The 15,096-nt window shown below is 40.3% G+C and carries 15 protein-coding genes; 6 read left to right on the forward strand and 9 right to left on the reverse strand.

Going from position 1 to position 15,096, the window contains the following annotated elements:
- Positions 1-3 precede the first annotated feature (3 nt).
- The 5 genes from ACMAZA_RS01095 to secF all read left to right on the forward strand — a co-directional run bounded on the left by ACMAZA_RS01095 (position 4) and on the right by secF (position 5,821).
- Positions 4-1,275: a Tat pathway signal protein gene (locus tag ACMAZA_RS01095; protein WP_435189270.1), complete on the forward strand. Its 1,272-nt coding sequence runs from the start codon at positions 4-6 to the stop codon at positions 1,273-1,275.
- Between the two features lie 106 nt (positions 1,276-1,381).
- A complete protein-coding gene (serS, locus tag ACMAZA_RS01100; protein ID WP_435189272.1) occupies positions 1,382-2,677 on the forward strand; it encodes a serine--tRNA ligase in 1,296 nt (431 codons plus the stop codon).
- A 27-nt stretch (positions 2,678-2,704) separates the two neighbouring features.
- Positions 2,705-3,034, forward strand: coding sequence for a preprotein translocase subunit YajC (gene yajC / locus ACMAZA_RS01105; protein ID WP_435189274.1), 330 nt, complete (start codon positions 2,705-2,707; stop codon positions 3,032-3,034).
- Between the two features lie 16 nt (positions 3,035-3,050).
- The gene (gene secD, locus ACMAZA_RS01110; RefSeq protein WP_435189275.1) at positions 3,051-4,898 is read left to right on the forward strand and encodes a protein translocase subunit SecD; all 1,848 of its coding nucleotides are present in this window, start codon (positions 3,051-3,053) and stop codon (positions 4,896-4,898) included.
- Positions 4,895-5,821 carry a protein translocase subunit SecF gene (secF, locus tag ACMAZA_RS01115; protein ID WP_435189277.1) on the forward strand — a complete coding sequence of 309 codons (927 nt, stop codon included), beginning with the start codon at positions 4,895-4,897 and terminating at the stop codon, positions 5,819-5,821. Before secD ends, secF begins: the two co-directional genes overlap by 4 nt.
- A 9-nt stretch (positions 5,822-5,830) precedes the next feature.
- Here the strand turns inward: secF and fabB are convergent, their stop codons facing one another.
- The 9 genes from fabB to ACMAZA_RS01160 all read right to left on the reverse strand — a co-directional run bounded on the left by fabB (position 5,831) and on the right by ACMAZA_RS01160 (position 14,418).
- The gene (fabB, locus tag ACMAZA_RS01120; protein WP_435189279.1) at positions 5,831-7,045 is read right to left on the reverse strand and encodes a beta-ketoacyl-ACP synthase I; all 1,215 of its coding nucleotides are present in this window, start codon (positions 7,043-7,045) and stop codon (positions 5,831-5,833) included.
- On the reverse strand, positions 7,045-7,557 hold the full coding sequence (gene fabA, locus ACMAZA_RS01125) for a 3-hydroxyacyl-[acyl-carrier-protein] dehydratase FabA (RefSeq protein ID WP_435189281.1): 513 nt from the start codon (positions 7,555-7,557) through the stop codon (positions 7,045-7,047). Before fabA ends, fabB begins: the two co-directional genes overlap by 1 nt.
- Positions 7,558-7,619: 62 nt before the next feature.
- The gene (locus ACMAZA_RS01130) at positions 7,620-8,774 is read right to left on the reverse strand and encodes an O-succinylhomoserine sulfhydrylase (protein ID WP_435189282.1); all 1,155 of its coding nucleotides are present in this window, start codon (positions 8,772-8,774) and stop codon (positions 7,620-7,622) included.
- Positions 8,775-8,785: 11 nt separating this feature from the next.
- Positions 8,786-10,303, reverse strand: a complete 1,518-nt coding sequence (gene purF / locus ACMAZA_RS01135) for an amidophosphoribosyltransferase (RefSeq protein WP_435189284.1) — start codon at positions 10,301-10,303, stop codon at positions 8,786-8,788.
- A gap of 3 nt (positions 10,304-10,306) precedes the next feature.
- Entirely contained in the window at positions 10,307-11,203 is an 897-nt protein-coding gene (locus tag ACMAZA_RS01140) for a CvpA family protein (protein WP_435189286.1), read from the reverse strand.
- 75 nt (positions 11,204-11,278) lie between these two features.
- Positions 11,279-12,475: a bifunctional folylpolyglutamate synthase/dihydrofolate synthase gene (locus ACMAZA_RS01145; RefSeq protein ID WP_435189288.1), complete on the reverse strand. Its 1,197-nt coding sequence runs from the start codon at positions 12,473-12,475 to the stop codon at positions 11,279-11,281.
- A gap of 33 nt (positions 12,476-12,508) precedes the next feature.
- Positions 12,509-12,961 (reverse strand): FxsA family protein, encoded by a 453-nt coding sequence (locus tag ACMAZA_RS01150; protein ID WP_435189290.1) that lies wholly within the window; start codon positions 12,959-12,961, stop codon positions 12,509-12,511.
- A complete protein-coding gene (gene trmB / locus ACMAZA_RS01155) occupies positions 12,962-13,657 on the reverse strand; it encodes a tRNA (guanosine(46)-N7)-methyltransferase TrmB (RefSeq protein ID WP_435189292.1) in 696 nt (231 codons plus the stop codon).
- The gene (locus tag ACMAZA_RS01160; RefSeq protein WP_435189293.1) at positions 13,654-14,418 is read right to left on the reverse strand and encodes an exodeoxyribonuclease III; all 765 of its coding nucleotides are present in this window, start codon (positions 14,416-14,418) and stop codon (positions 13,654-13,656) included. Before ACMAZA_RS01160 ends, trmB begins: the two co-directional genes overlap by 4 nt.
- Positions 14,419-14,449: 31 nt before the next feature.
- On the opposite strand from ACMAZA_RS01160, the gene pyrE reads away from it, so the two are divergent.
- Positions 14,450-15,091 carry an orotate phosphoribosyltransferase gene (gene pyrE, locus ACMAZA_RS01165; protein WP_435189295.1) on the forward strand — a complete coding sequence of 214 codons (642 nt, stop codon included), beginning with the start codon at positions 14,450-14,452 and terminating at the stop codon, positions 15,089-15,091.
- Positions 15,092-15,096: the final 5 nt, after the last annotated feature.

Below are 15,096 nucleotides of genomic sequence, written 5' to 3' on the forward strand. Positions count from 1 at the left end.
AAGATGTTAAATAGTGTTCTAAGACAATTAATATTTGTAATATTTGGCTTTACCTTCTTAATGAATGTCAATGCAGACGACTCATTTTTTGATGACGACATTGCTTTTGATGAGTCTGAAGGGGATTTTGATGAGTGGTCTGATGATAGTGATATCTTTGGAGAAGAAGCTGCTATTGAAGAAAAAAGATTACCTTGGCTAGATCTTGGAGTGACTCAAAAGTGGGGTTTCAATCCTGCAAGTGATTACAGTACCACTCAAGAAAGAACAGAGTTGACTCTCGGAACTAGTGGTAGCGTCTCTGATTCAGGTTATGGAGAGGTTGAATTAAAGGCAACCAAATACTGGCCCAGTGACAGCAATTATTCAACTGAAAAAAGTGATTTAGAGGTTGAGCAGGCTTTTTTACAGTTTAGCTTTGATGACTGGAGCACTAAGATAGGTAAATATACCATTGGCTGGGGTGAGCTCGAAGGCGGTGCAATTGACGTTGTTAATCCTTCTGGAGGGTTGACAGATCCATCTGTGATTCCTCAGTGGTTTTTAAGCGCCACCCGCTATTTTGATCATAGTGATTTAAGTTTTTTTTACAATACGAATCCAAAAGTTTCGAAGAGTAGCCTCCTTATTCTGAAAAATGATACCTATGATGAATTTGGAATGCGATACGGAATTAGCAGTGAGGGAAGTGATATGGCATTGTATTTGGGTCAACTAGTGCCCAATGATGCGCTCATTAATCTAACTGATGGGATGGTTTATGCAACCCCTTATCAATTAATAGGTTTTGGTATGAACAAGGCTTTTGATGACTTTTTGCTTAAATTTGATATTGCCCTCAAGAACAATGTTCAGCACAATCGAACGGGACAATTTATTAAAGTAGATCGGCTTGATTGGGACTTGGCATTTGATATTCAAAACGATGATAGGCAGTGGCTTATATCTATTAATTCTCAGTATCTTTTGGATTATGCTAATGATTATTTAACGCCTTCAATTTTAGGTGTTGGTGTAGGTGCAAAACGAAATAACATGAGCTACATGTTCAGCGTCAGTGATAATTTTGGAGACTCTGACTGGAAATGGGGCTTATCTAATGTCATATCCTCCAATAATGACCTCAATCTCAGTTCAGCAACGCTAGATTGGGACATTAATGATCAGTGGCAAGCCTCTTTAAGTGGAACTTATATCGATGCTAAAGATAATCGTGCTTATGCCGCCCTAGATGATTATCAGAGAGTGAACCTAGAAATTAAGTATCAATATTAAGACGATTAATTTTGAAGTGATTCAATAAAGACTGATGCCAAGCTAACAATGACCCTGCTTCGTTAGTACATAGTATAATTTACGCATATTAATTTAACTGAGTATCATGCTAGAGAGTAAGCTTTTAAGAGGGAATATAGATTTTGTTGTTGAGCAACTCAAAAGACGAAATTTTTCCTTTGATGTTGACGAATTCAATGAGCTTGAAAATCAAAGAAAAATTATCCAAGTTCAGACTCAGGAGTTACAAAATCTTCGTAATACCAAATCTAAATCTATAGGTCAGGCTAAGGCAAGTGGTAAAAATATTGAGCCACTTCTTAAAGAGGTGTCAGACCTTGGTGAAAAGCTTGATAACGCTAAGGTTGAACTCCAAGAAATTCAGTCAAAGATTAGTGATATTGCTTTATCAATGCCCAATATACCCCATCCTTCTGTGCCTAAGGGCAATTCTGAAGATGAGAATGAGGAAGTTTCAAGTTGGCCAAAAGAGGGGCCAACACCATTTGATTTTGAGCCTAAAGATCATGTTGATTTAGGTGAGTTACACGGAATTGATTTTGCAGCAGCAGCTAAGATTTCTGGCTCAAGGTTTGTTGTTATTACTGGGAGGCTGGCAAAGCTTCAGCGTGCTTTAACTCAGTTTATGTTGGATCATCATACTGAAAATAATAATTACAAAGAGACTTATGCACCATATTTGGTAAATTCAGATTCATTAATGGGTACAGGTCAATTACCTAAATTTGAGGCCGATTTATTTAAAACGCATCTGCACGGCGAGGAGGGCGAGGCAAGAGCTTTATATTTAATTCCTACTGCAGAAGTTCCTGTTACAAATCTTGTCCGAGATTCAATTTTGAAAGAATCTGAGCTGCCACTTAAGTTTGTTGCACATACCCCTTGCTTTAGATCAGAGGCTGGTTCTTATGGAAAAGATACGCGCGGACTAATTAGACAGCACCAGTTCGAGAAAGTTGAGCTCGTTCAAATTTCAAAACCTTCTGAATCATACAATATTCTCGAAGAGTTGACGAATGATGCAGAAGGCATACTGAAGTTATTAGAGTTGCCCTATCGAAAAGTTACTCTCTGTACAGGTGATCTAGGCTTTTCTTCCGCAAAAACCTATGATTTGGAAGTGTGGCTTCCAGGTCAGAATGCCTATCGTGAAATTTCTTCATGCTCTTGTTTTGAATCGTTTCAAGCAAGAAGAATGCAGCTTAGATGGAAGAATCCAGAGACAAATGAGTCAGAGTTTTTGCATACTTTAAATGGCTCAGGATTAGCAGTTGGCAGAACATTGGTGGCAGTGATTGAAAACTATCAAAATGCTGATGGCAGTATTACTATACCAAAAGTCCTACAGGGCTACATGGGCGGCCTAACTAAGATAAAATAACCCCTTTATTATTTTTTGGAGTGAAAGATGAATCTACCACCAGAAATTTTTCTGATTGCAATGTTTGTGCTGATGTATTTTTTACTAATCAGACCACAACAAAAAAGAGCTAAAGACCATAAAAACTTATTGAAAGAATTAAAGAAGGGTGATGAAGTTGTTACTAATGGTGGCGTTATTGGAAAAATAACTGCTGTTGATGAATCTTTTGCTGAAATAGAGGTTTCTTCGGGCGTTTCTATGAAAGTTCAAAAGCAAGGTATCAATCAAAAAATGCCAAAAGGTAGTGTCAAGCCAATGACTAAGGCAACCAGTAAGTCAAAGGCTAAGACGAAAGCAATAGAAAAAGCGGAATAAAGGGCAAATACACCATATGAACCATTACGCAGCCTGGAAAAATCTTCTAATTGTATTTTTCCTATTTATTTTAGGTCTATATGCATTGCCAAATCTTTATGGTTCAGATTTAGCGATTCAAATTTCTGGATCTGGTAACTATGATGTCAGTCAGAGAGACCTAGATAAAATCAATGGTACATTGTCAGATAATGGGGTGAACTTTAAATCGATTTCTCTTGAGGATAAGAATGTTTTGGTCAGATTTAATGACTCTCAATCACAACTATCTTCCAAAGCAATTTTGAAAGACTCGCTCACAAGAAATTACGTTGTAGCTCTTAATTTAGCGCCATCAATTCCTCAGTGGCTTACAAATCTTGGTGGAAAGGCGATGTCATTAGGCCTTGATCTTAGGGGCGGTGTTCATTTCCTCTTAGAGGTTGACATGAACGCTGTCACAACAATGGCTGTTGATCGCTATTACAATGAACTTAGAGCGGCACTCAGAAAAGACAAGCTGTATAAGAAAATCCGTAAAGAAGATAATCTGCTTTTTGTTTCATTCAAAAGTGAAGCGCTCAAAAATGAGGCAAAAAAGGTCATAAAAGAGGACTTACCTGACTTGGTTATTGCTGAAGGCAGTGAGCAAGAACTTGAAATAGGACTTGAAATTTCAGCTGCTGCTCAAGCAGATGCAAAAAATGGCGCATTAAAACAAAATATTACGACGCTCAGAAATCGTGTGAATGAGTTGGGTGTTGCTGAGCCTATCATCCAGCAACAAGGAACAGAGAGAATCGTGGTTCAATTGCCCGGAGTTCAAGATACCGCAAGAGCAAAAGAGATTTTAGGCGCCGTAGCAACTATTGAGTTTAGGTTGGTTGATGAAAAAAATGATGTCCAGACTGCAATTCAATCAGGAAAAACGCCTACAGGTTCAAAAATTTATAAGTTTAAAGATGGCAGGCCTCTCCTTTTAAAGTCTAATGTGATTACAACTGGTGAAAACATAGTTGACGCCTCTTCCAGTATGGATGAGAACAACCAGCCGAGCGTCAGCATTGTTCTCGATAGCTCTGGCGGCCGTTCTATGCTCGATACTACAAAAGAGTTCTTAGGCTATAGAATGGCGGTTGTCTTTATCGAAAACCAGGTAGAAACCGTGATGGAAGATGGCGTTGCTGTTAAGAAGCGCTCTAAGACGCAAGATATAATTAACGCTGCGACGATTCAGGGTACTTTTTCAAATCGTTTTCAAATTACAGGATTAGATAGTGCCAGAGAAGCAACAAATTTAGCGCTTCTTTTAAGGGCTGGATCTCTCTCTGCCCCAGTAGAGATTATTGAGGAGAGAACTATTGGTCCAAGTCTTGGTGCTGATAATATTCAAAAAGGGTTAATTTCTGTGCTCGTTGGTTTTGGCTTAGTGCTGATTTTTATGGCATGGCGTTACCGAGTTTTTGGGCTGGTTGCAAATTTAGCCTTGACTCTTAACTTGGTTACTATTATATCTATTTTGTCATTGATTCAAGCGACACTCACACTCCCTGGAATAGCGGGAATTGTGCTGACTGTGGGTATGGCAGTTGACGCAAACGTTTTAATTTTTGAGCGTATTAAAGAAGAGATGCGCTCCAGTAAAAATATTCAAAAAGCAATATCCTCCGGCTATGAAAAAGCCTTACTGACAATTGCAGATGCTAATATAACAACGCTCATCGCATCGATTGTGTTGTTTAGTTTTGGTACCGGCCCTATTAAGGGTTTTGCGGTCACTTTAACTATTGGCATCATCACATCAATGTTTACAGCAATCATTGTCTCAAGAGCAATTATCAATCTAATCTATGGCGGTAAAAAAGTTGAGGAGTTAGCAATATGAGTCTCAGATCTTTAAATATTCCTGTGATTGATTTTGTTGGTAAACGTAAGTTTGCATTGATTTTCTCTGCCATTTTGCTGATAGTTTCAATAGCCTCCTTGGGTTTGCAAGGATTAAAATTCGGCATCGACTTTACGGGCGGTACACTAATTGAGTTAGGTTATGAAAAAACTGCTGACCTAGAAAGCATAAGAACTAAACTTGCAGAAGCAGAATACAAAGGAGCCAACGTACAATATTTTGGCTCAGACACTGAGGTGCTTATTCAGTTAGAGCCACAAGCAACATCTAGTGCAAAGTTAAGCTCATCTATTATCAGGATGCTAGGTGAAGGTATTGATGTAAGGAGAGTCGAATTTGTTGGTCCAAAGGTAGGAGAAGAGCTCACTAATGATGGCGGGCTTGCGATGCTATATGCCCTTATAGGTATATTAATCTATGTCGCATTCAGATTCGAATATCGATTCGCCTTGGGTTCAATTGCAGCTATAGTTCATGATGTCATTATCACTCTCGGAGTTTTTTCGATTCTTCAGATTGAATTTGATTTGACAGTTCTAGCAGCTATCCTTGCAGTTATTGGTTATTCTCTGAATGACACGATTGTTGTCTTTGATAGAATACGTGAAAACTTTTTGGCAACTCGTCATGTAGAGCCTGAGCCTATCGTCAATGAAGCCCTTAACCAGACATTATCTCGAACAATCATGACCTCACTTACGACTTTGCTCGTTCTTCTTGCTTTGTTTTATTTAGGCGGTGAAGTAATCAACAGCTTTGCTGGTGCGTTGATTGTGGGTGTTATTATTGGAACCTACTCTTCAATTTATGTTGCAAGTTCAATGATTCTTGCCCTTGGGATTTCAAAGGAGGATATGCTCCCATCTGAAAAAGAGAAAAAAGAGATTGATGCCAGGCCTTAGTCGGCTATATTAGCTAAATTTCTCAAAAACAAGACAAGCATTAGTTCCACCGAAGCCAAAACTATTTGAAAGTACTCGGCTCAGTTTTACATCTTTTGTTTCCATCACAATAGGCATTCCAGTGGCTTCAATGTCAAGATTTTCAATATTAACAGATTCAGCAACAAAGTCATTTTGAAGCATTAAGAGTGAGTAGATTGACTCATTAACCCCTGCCGCTCCAAGAGCATGCCCAGACAAAGACTTAGTAGAACCTATGAGAGGTATATTATCCCCAAAAACCTCTTTTATTGCGCCAAGCTCTTTGACATCTCCAACAGGAGTTGATGTGCCGTGAGCATTAATATAATCGATGGCGCCGCTTACACTAGCAGTTGCTATCTCCATGCATCTTTTAGCTCCTTCTCCAGAAGGTGCTACCATATCATAGCCATCCGAAGTTGCTCCATAGCCAACAAGCTCAGCAATAATTTTTGCCCCACGGGCTTGTGCATGATCTAAAGATTCAAGAACTAGAGCGCCTCCACCTCCTGAAATAACGAACCCATCTCTATCCGCATCAAAAGCGCGCGACGCCTGTGAAGGTGAATCATTGTATTTTGAAGAGAGGGCGCCCATTGCATCGAACAACATAGTTAGAGACCAATCAAGCTCTTCTCCTCCACCTGCAAAGACTACATCTTGTTTACCCAACTGGATTTGTTCCATTGCATTTCCAATGCAGTGAGCACTGGTTGAGCAAGCAGAACTGATTGAATAGTTAATACCTTTGATTTTAAATAGGGTAGAAAGACATGCTGAGGTTGTTGAGCCCATTGTTCTTGGAACGCGGTAAGGCCCAACTCTTTTGATGCCTCTCTCTCTTAAAATATCCGCCGACTCTACAATATTTTGATTGGAGGCTCCGCCAGAGCCCATAATGAGACCTGTTCTTTCATGAGAAATCATTTCAGGACTCAGGCCAGATTCTTTGATAGCCTCGTCTAAGGCTACAGCATTGTAAATTGCTGCATCTGCCATAAACCTGAGCATCTTACGGTCAATAATCTCGCTAGTATCAACTTCTGGAATAGAACCATGAACATGAGATCTTAGACCCATCTCCCTATATTTTTCGCTAAACGCAATTCCAGATTTTGCTGACTTAAGGGACTCTAAGACTTCTAATTTATTAGCACCAAGACTGCTAACGATGCCCATACCAGTAACTACGACTCTATTCATCAGAATGCTGAGGTATCAGTAAACAATCCAACCTTAAGGTTTGTTGCCTCATAGATAGTTTTGCCATCAACCTCCATAGTAGCATCGGCAATTCCCATATAAAGTTTTCGCGCAATAACTCTCGAAAGGCTTACGTTGTATGTCACTTTTTTGCTTGTTGGGAGGACTTGTCCTGTGAACTTGACTTGGCCTGAACCAAGCGCACGACCCCTTCCAGGGCCACCTAGCCAGCCAAGATAAAAACCGACTAACTGCCACATAGCATCCACACCTAAGCATCCAGGCATCACCGGGTCCTCATTAAAGTGGCAATCAAAAAACCATAAATCTTTATTTATATCGAGCTCAGCAGTCATCCCACCTTTGCCATAGTCACCACCATTCTCACTGATATTTGTTATACGATCAAACATCAGCATCGGTGGCTGAGGCAGTTGAGCATTACCAGGACCAAACAGTTCACCCTTTCCACATTGGATTAAATCTTCATAAGAGTAGCTGTTTTGCTTCATAAGTCCTGTCAAATCTTTTGATGGATAAATTTTAACATAGTTGAATTGAGGCGTAATTCAACTTAAGGCCTAATGTCATCAATGATATCTTCAATATTTTCAAGTCCGACAGAGATGCGAATCAAGCTTTCTGAAATATGTGTTTGCTCTTTTTCTTCATTTGTCAGCCTTACATGCGTTGTAGTTGATGGGTGAGTAATCGTTGTTTTAGCGTCACCCAAGTTCGCAGTAATTGAAATCATTCTCGTATTATTGATGAGTTTGAATGCCTCATTTCTACCCCCTTTGACCTCAAATGAAACAATACCTCCAAAGCCTGTCTGCTGTTTGCTAGCTATCTTATGGTGAGGATGGCTTTCTAGTCCAACATAATGAACTCTCTCAACAAAAGCTTGAGTTTCAAGCCAAAGAGCAAGTTTTAGGGCGCCCTCGCTATGGGCCTTCATTCTTAGGCTCAGAGTTTCAAGACCCTTGAGGACAACCCAGGCATTGAAAGCGCTGAGTGTGGGCCCAGTGCTTCGTGTAAACGAACTAATTGCATCAACAATTGACGCTTTACCAGCAACCGCTCCAGCAAGGCATCTCCCTTGACCATCAATGTATTTTGTAGCTGAGTGAATCACAAGATCAGCGCCAAGTGATAATGGCCTTTGAAGTGCAGGAGACATTACGCAGTTATCTACCGCAAGAACAATTTCATTTTTCTTTGAAATTGCAGATAGTTTTTCTATATCTACAACTTCACCCAAAGGATTGGAAGGAGTCTCTAAAAGAAATAATTTTGTATTCTTTTGAATACTTTTCTGCCATCCATCAAGATCTGGCAAATCGACAAAGGTAACTTGAATGCCAAATTTTTCAATAATACTATTTAAAAGAACAATGGTTGTTCCGAACATACATCGAGAGGCAACCATGTGCTCGCCCGGCTTAAGTATGGTCATAATGGTTGCAAAGATGGCCGACATGCCGCTGGCTGTCGCCTGACATTTTTCAGCACCCTCGAGCGCAGCCAGTTTACCTTGAAAAGCACTTACTGTTGGGTTAGTAAATCTTGAGTAGACATTGCCTTGATTTGTCTCAAAGCGCTCAGCTGCTTGTTCAGCACTATCAAAACGATAACTGGATGTTAAAAAAATGGCAGCAGAGTGTTCCTGCTCGCTTGAGGATTGATGACCCTCACGAACTGATTTAGTTTTAAATCCTTTATCTTCCATAGTTTTGTTGATTAATCAGCATCATTGTAGATCAATTCAGAGCTTTCGTTGGTGATATTGCCCTCTTTAGCCTGATCAGATCTTTCTGCTGCAAGGTTATCAAGGTATGGCTTATCGATATCATTAGTTAGATAATTCCCATCAAAGCATGAGCAATCAAATGTTTTAATTGCTGGGTTGCCTTGTTGAACACTCCAAATCAAATCATCAAGGTTTTGATAAATTAATTTATCTGAACCAATTGCCTCACAAACCTCTTCAGTAGTTTTTTCATGCGCTATGAATTCGTTTTTACTTGCCATATCAATACCATAGACATTAGGATATCGAACGGGAGGTGCAGCTGAAGCGAAAAAGACCTTCTTTGCACCTGCAGATCTAGCCATTTGAACAATTTCTTTACTCGTTGTTCCGCGCACAATTGAGTCGTCAACAAGCAGTACATTTTTATCTTTGAACTCAAGTTCAATTGCACTTAGTTTTTGACGCACTGATTTTTTTCTTTGTTTTTGCCCTGGCATGATAAATGTTCTAGCGATATAGCGATTTTTAATGAAGCCTTCTCTATACTTCACATCTAAATGGTTAGCCAATTGAAGTGCTGCTGTTCGAGAAGTATCAGGAACGGGCATCACGACATCTATTTTTTCATTCGGCCATTTTGATTTAATTTTATCGGCAAGCTTTTCGCCCATTCTTAGTCGAGACTTATAGACCGAGATGTTATCGATAATTGAGTCAGGCCTTGCAAAATAAACAAACTCAAAAATACAGGGCGATAGCCTTGAATTTGTGTAGCACTGGTGAGAGTGAACCTGCCCATTGCGGTCTATGACAACCGCTTCACCGGGGGCTATATCCCGTGTAATTTTATATCCAAGTGCTGTCAAAGCAACGCTTTCTGAGGTCAGCATGTATTTAGTTCCCTCACTGGTTGTCCTTTCTCCAAGTATGAGAGGACGTATGCCATTAGGGTCTCTAAAGCCAAATATTCCATAACCTGGAATCATTCCGATGGCCGCATAAGCTCCCTTGACTCTTAGGTGAAGTTTGGTTACAGCTTTAAAAATATCATTCTCATTAATTCTATGCTTCTGCTCTTCGGCAATTTCACTAGCCAATATATTGAGCAGTATTTCGGAATCTGAATTAGTATTGATATGTCGCAGATCTTGTTCGAAGATTTCTTGCGCAAGTGCATTGGCATTAGTCAAATTTCCATTGTGTGCAAATGCTATTCCGTAAGGTGAGTTAACGTAAAAGGGCTGAGCTTCAGCTTCAGAAGAGCTTCCTGCAGTCGGATAGCGAATGTGGCCGATACCCATATCACCTATGAGTTTTTCCATATGCTTGGTTCTAAATACGTTTCGTACTAGGCCATTACCCTTTCGCATGAAGAATCGACCTTTGCTAGCAGTCGTGATTCCTGCGGCATCTTGTCCACGATGCTGAATAATTGTAAGTGCATCATAAATGTATAGACCTACATCTTTTTTTGTTGTTGAGAGGATTCCAATAATTCCGCACATATTTTATTCCTTTAAAATTTCGCTTTCTATAAACTCTACAACAACATCACCTGGCTCCAATTCAACAAATAGCAGATGTTTTGACAAGACTGGCTTGATGTCAACAGACCAGTCCTGAAATGTTCTTAGTGCGCCAGTAGTTTCTACCCAGGCATGATTTTGAGTAACCCAAGACATGCTTTGAAGAATAAGAACGGCAATTAAGACGAACGTACCTCCTTTGAATAGACCTAATATTGCGCCAAAAAATTTATTCTTAAGTCCAACAATATTTCTTGCATTGATGAGAACATCTAAAGTACTCAGAGCTCTTAATATACCCTCATAAGCAGGCGCCATTAATGAAGGATTTTCTGTATCAATCTTAATATTAAGAATCTTTGATAGCGCTAGAAGAGCAAGCGTCAATATTGCAAAGAGCACTATAAATGAGACAAAATTTCTAAGCGATTCATTTGCTATTAATGAATCAAATGTATTGAGATCTGAAATCATGCCTAAATAGTTAAAGCTGATGGTAGCTATTAAGAGGCTGATAACAATATTTGCAAATGGGCGGTTGAGTTCATTTGGGTTTTGATTGCTTGATGAGGCGCTCGCGATTCTATACAAGCCTTTTTTAACCAACCAAATACTCAGAAATATTCCACCAAATGATAGAGCATAAATCGACTGATTGTCTGAGCTAATCCAGGAGTTTAAAAAAGTTTTCGCGAAGGTTTCGTAATACAGCCAGGCTATGACTATTGCAAAAATAACAAAAATAAAGCTGATTACCTCTTTCGCAAGGCCCTGAACAAAGCCCCTAACAACAAATACGATGAGAATTATAAGGGTAACCCAATCTGACCAAGCCAGTAAACTGATAGCACTCCAAACGTTGTTAAAAAAATTGCTCATGAGCTCCCTGATAGATAGATTCAATTTTACAATAGTTTCAAGGGCTTTGTAGTTATCTACCCACTCTTATAGAAATTAGATTTGATCAATAATAAGGGTTGCATCAGCAATCGTATAAAAAGAGCCAAAAATCACTACTCTCTCGATGTCTTTTAGTGCTAATGACTGCTTTATAGCGTCGTTCATATCATCGCAAATTGATGTTAAGTTTGGGTTGGAAAATTTATTTTTAAGCTCTCTTGATTCAATCGCTCTCTCTGACGACAAGGGAACCAGATACCAGTGCTGGATTGACTCTGAGGCCAGGTTGACCATATCAATAATATCCTTATCGATTAGTGCTGAAAAGATAGCGACTGTTTTCATAGGCGACTCTGCTAAGGTATCTACAAGTGTTTTTACCGCAGCTGGGTTGTGAGCTACATCAAGAATAATGAGCTTGTCCCCTATCATTTTTCTTTCAAAGCGCGCTTTTATAGTTGCTGTCTTGACGCCATCAGTAATCATTTGTTCTGAGACTGGAAACTTGTCAATGAGGCTTTCAATGGCCTTGATTGCAACTGCTGCATTGAGTCTTTGATGAGCACCTTCAAGCCCTATATCACTCGGGTAGCCTTCGGAAATGAAAGTAACTGGAGTCTTGATTTCTTTGGCATACGACAGCAGGCTTTTTGGTGGATTCTGGTCCCCGCAAATGCAAGGTCTAGACGTTCTCATAATGCCCGCCTTTTCCCTGCCAATGGCCTCACGCGTGTCACCAAGATAATCAGTATGGTCGATCGCAATATTAGTGATTACGCTGACGTCACTATCGACAACGTTGACAGAGTCGAGTCTTCCTCCTAGGCCAACCTCAAGTATTGCAAGGTCGACCTTGGCCTCTGCAAAGATGATTAATGCTGCTAGCGTTGAAAATTCAAAGTAGGTGAGGGTAACGTCGTTTCGTTCTGTTTCAATGAGTTCGAACGCGTTGATGATGACTTCGTCTGAAACATCAACCCCATCTATTGCGAAGCGCTCATTGTATTTCAATAGGTGAGGAGAGGTAGAGCGACCCACCTTAAATTCAGATTGGTAATAGATGCTATCAATAAAGGAGACAGTAGAGCCTTTGCCATTGGTTCCAGCAACCGTAATTACGCTGTAAGGGACTCCATTTGGAAATAGTCTGTCATAGACGATTTGGACACGGTCAAGGCCAAGAACGATTGTTTCTTCCATTAGGGCTTCTTGCCAATTGAGCCAATCGTCGAGAGTGTTTTTATCTTGCATGCTAGGAACTAGATTCTATTGAAGGTATTAAGCTTATTTGTCTTCCCAAAACTCACCTTCAATAGTTTCATCTTTTTTGTTTTTTGTTTCAGTTGAATCTGAGCGATGAATAAATACTGAATTTCTTGACCTAAAGACTCTCTCTGCATTCTTTTCGAGGAAGTGATTGATAAAGTAATGCCTGCTCCATGGCATCAGTCCAAGAAGTCCAAGACCGTCTGTCAAAAAGCCGGGCGTGAGCAACAGGATTCCAGAAACCAAAATTACAACTCCCTCTAGCATTTCCATCGCAGGCGTTCTTCCTTCGGCCATGCTTTGTTGCGCTTTTGCCATAGTAGACCAGCCCTGCTGTCTCAGAAGGCTTGATCCAATAAATGCAGTAATAATGACGAGGAGTACTGTCGATAGTCCGCCAATCGCTTGACCGACACTGACCAGTACGTAGATTTCAGCAAGAGTGACTACTACAAATATAGGAAATAACATTTAACCCCCCTTTTTTTTTGTAAAGATAATATCCCAAACTCCGTGACCCAATTTTTGACCTCTATTTTCAAATTTTGTAAGCGGCCTATATTCAGGCCTTTCAGAATACATATGGTCTCCAGCGCGATTTTTAAAGTGCGGGTGAGATTCAAGCGTATCCATTATCTGCTCCGCATAGTCCTCCCAGTCGGTTGCGATGTGAACCATTCCGCTATCTTGTAGTTTTCTGGATAACAGATCTAAAAAACTCTTTTGTACAATTCTACGCTTATGGTGCCTCTTTTTGTGCCAAGGATCAGGAAAAAATAGTTGGAAATTGGAAATGCTTTTGTTGGGTATATTGTTTTCAAGAACTTCGACCGCATCCTCCTTGATGACCCTAAGATTGCTAATACTTTTCTTGCTCGCCTCGTTGATCAGTCTGCCGACCCCAGCCTCATAAACCTCAATACCCAGAAAGTTTTGGTAAGGCTGTTCTATGGCCATCTCAAGAAGGCTGTCACCATTCCCAAAACCCACCTCCAGGGTAACATTATTCTGATTCGAAAAGATTTCTTCAAAGTCCAGCGTTGAACTAGCTATGTTAATCCCGTAATCACTCCATAGCTCATTGAGTCCCAGTGATTGCCCTTTAGAAAGTCTTCCAGAGCGCTTAACAAAACTTTGAATTTTTCGATGATGTTTTGTATCTGTCATATTCGATAATCAATAGTCAAAGGGGAGTGATCTGAGAAGCGCTCATCCTTATAAATCTCGCAGGAATGCGCAGCTCCAGCAAGGTTTGCACTGACCACCTGATAATCCAGTCTCCAACCCGTATTGTTTAACCAAGCCTGCCCTCTATTTGACCACCAGGTGTACTGAAACTCTTCTTTATTAATTTCTCTGAACGAATCGATATACCCAACCTCGTCATAAAGTATATCCAGCCATGCCCGCTCCTCTGGAAGAAAGCCTGAGTTCTTCTGGTTAGAACGCCAATTTTTTAAATCAATTTTTTTGTGGGCGATGTTCCAGTCTCCACAAATGATATATTTCCTTCCATCTTTCTGCAGGTCTTTTAAGTGAGGTAGAAAACGTTCATAGATAAACTCCATTTTTAGGGCTTGCCTCTCCTCTTTTGATGAGCCAGAGGGCAGATAGATTGAGAGCACGCTGAGATCTCCAAAGTCGGCCTGTATAATTCTACCCTCCGAATTCATATCATCCCAAGGACTGAAAGAAATCTTATCAGGCTTAGATTTACAGTAGAGGCCTGTCCCGCTATAACCTTTTCGCTCAGCGCTATGATAAAAGGTATGCATATCATCGGGATAAAAGCGCTCATCAAGCTGGTCCTCTTGCGCCTTAATCTCTTGGAGGCAGACAACGTCAGCGTTTTGTTTTTTTAGCCAATTGAAGAAGCCTTTTCTTTCAGCCGCACGAATTCCATTGACATTAATTGTTATAATTCTCATTGCATTCATTTTAATTGTTTAGGAATATTTGATGGAACAGTATCAGAAGGATTTTGTGGACTTCACACTCGAAACCGGCGTATTAAAGTTTGGTGAGTTTACTTTAAAGTCTGGAAGGGTGAGCCCGTATTTTTTTAACGCAGGTCTCTTCAATACTGGGAGTCATCTATCCGAACTAGGAAAATTCTACGCCCATGCGATTGTGGCAAGTAGTCTCAAGTTTGATGTCTTGTTTGGCCCTGCCTACAAGGGTATACCATTAGCATCTGCTGCCTCTATCGCGCTGAATGACCAATTCAATCAAAGCGTACCTTACAGCTTTAACCGAAAAGAGGTGAAAGATCATGGCGAGGGTGGAAGCATCGTTGGGCATCCTTTAGAGGGAGACATCCTCATCATCGATGATGTCATTACAGCCGGTACTGCGATTCGAGAGGCCCAAGATATCATTAACAATTGCGGCGCTAAAGCCAAAGGGGTTATTGTGGCGCTTGACCGTCAAGAAAAAGGCACGGGGGAGCTCTCTGCCATACAAGAGGTTGAACAGATTTTTGGAATGACAGTATTGAGCATCATCAATCTGTCACACATCATAGATTATCTTAGATCAAGCAACGACTCAAAGGTCCTAAATGATATAGAGAGCTATAGGTCTCAGTACGGAATCAGCTAACCTAA

Source organism: Pseudothioglobus sp. nBUS_23, assembly GCF_051201565.1.
Lineage (GTDB): Bacteria > Pseudomonadota > Gammaproteobacteria > PS1 > Pseudothioglobaceae > Pseudothioglobus.

Coding starts and splice junctions, on each gene's coding strand:
- ACMAZA_RS01095 (WP_435189270.1), top strand. CDS start 4: ATGTTAAATAGTGTTCTAAGACAATTAATATTTGTAATATTTGGCTTT.
- serS (WP_435189272.1), top strand. CDS start 1,382: ATGCTAGAGAGTAAGCTTTTAAGAGGGAATATAGATTTTGTTGTTGAG.
- yajC (WP_435189274.1), top strand. CDS start 2,705: ATGAATCTACCACCAGAAATTTTTCTGATTGCAATGTTTGTGCTGATG.
- secD (WP_435189275.1), top strand. CDS start 3,051: ATGAACCATTACGCAGCCTGGAAAAATCTTCTAATTGTATTTTTCCTA.
- secF (WP_435189277.1), top strand. CDS start 4,895: ATGAGTCTCAGATCTTTAAATATTCCTGTGATTGATTTTGTTGGTAAA.
- fabB (WP_435189279.1), bottom strand. CDS start 7,045: ATGAATAGAGTCGTAGTTACTGGTATGGGCATCGTTAGCAGTCTTGGT.
- fabA (WP_435189281.1), bottom strand. CDS start 7,557: ATGAAGCAAAACAGCTACTCTTATGAAGATTTAATCCAATGTGGAAAG.
- ACMAZA_RS01130 (WP_435189282.1), bottom strand. CDS start 8,774: ATGGAAGATAAAGGATTTAAAACTAAATCAGTTCGTGAGGGTCATCAA.
- purF (WP_435189284.1), bottom strand. CDS start 10,303: ATGTGCGGAATTATTGGAATCCTCTCAACAACAAAAAAAGATGTAGGT.
- ACMAZA_RS01140 (WP_435189286.1), bottom strand. CDS start 11,203: ATGAGCAATTTTTTTAACAACGTTTGGAGTGCTATCAGTTTACTGGCT.
- ACMAZA_RS01145 (WP_435189288.1), bottom strand. CDS start 12,475: ATGCAAGATAAAAACACTCTCGACGATTGGCTCAATTGGCAAGAAGCC.
- ACMAZA_RS01150 (WP_435189290.1), bottom strand. CDS start 12,961: ATGTTATTTCCTATATTTGTAGTAGTCACTCTTGCTGAAATCTACGTA.
- trmB (WP_435189292.1), bottom strand. CDS start 13,657: ATGACAGATACAAAACATCATCGAAAAATTCAAAGTTTTGTTAAGCGC.
- ACMAZA_RS01160 (WP_435189293.1), bottom strand. CDS start 14,418: ATGAGAATTATAACAATTAATGTCAATGGAATTCGTGCGGCTGAAAGA.
- pyrE (WP_435189295.1), top strand. CDS start 14,450: ATGGAACAGTATCAGAAGGATTTTGTGGACTTCACACTCGAAACCGGC.